We start from the raw sequence: 564 nt of genomic DNA on the forward strand, positions 1-564 counted from the left end.
TCGTGCCGGTGCGGCCGTGCGGGGCGTTTTCCCCGTGCTTGGGTGAGCCGTTCCCCGCCCGGCAGATGGATCTGTTTGACGGGCAGGCCGGCCTGGGCGCGGCGGGCGGCGCGGGCTTGCTGCCGGGCCGAGGGCCGGTACTGGGCGGGGTTGGCGGCGCGGCGGGAGCGGTCCAGGGCCTTGCGGCGTCCGGCGGCTTTCTTCCGGTCCCGGGCCAGCGCATCCCGCTGGGCGGGGGTCAGGGTGAGCCGGGTCGCGGTCACCGGCGCGTTCCCCGAGCCCGCGGCGGCGAGAGCGCCGAGGATTGTTTCCCCGATGTCGTCCGAGCCGATCAGGGCGCCGCCGTCCGCGCTGGGGCCGTCCCCGCTCGCATCGCGGTGATGCGGGCCACCGGCCACGAAGCTACTGCTCGCGGTGGCATCGCCCGCGGTGGCATCGCCCGCCGTGGCATTGCCCGCCGTGGCATTGCCCGCGGTGGTGGCGGTCGCGGGGAAGGAGACCACCGACAAGTTGGACACGTTCGCGTCGACCCCGCCGATCCGGTCCAGCCCGGCCACCCTCGCG

At 76.1% G+C, this 564-nt stretch carries 1 protein-coding gene; it reads right to left on the reverse strand.

Going from position 1 to position 564, the window contains the following annotated elements; translation table 11 throughout:
* On the reverse strand, nucleotides 1–564 hold a 564-nt coding region (locus ABGB08_RS54730), incomplete at both ends, for a hypothetical protein (protein WP_347608587.1).

Origin of the sequence: Acrocarpospora sp. B8E8 (genome assembly GCF_039871605.1) — a bacterium.
GTDB classification, from domain to species: domain Bacteria; phylum Actinomycetota; class Actinomycetes; order Streptosporangiales; family Streptosporangiaceae; genus Acrocarpospora; species Acrocarpospora macrocephala.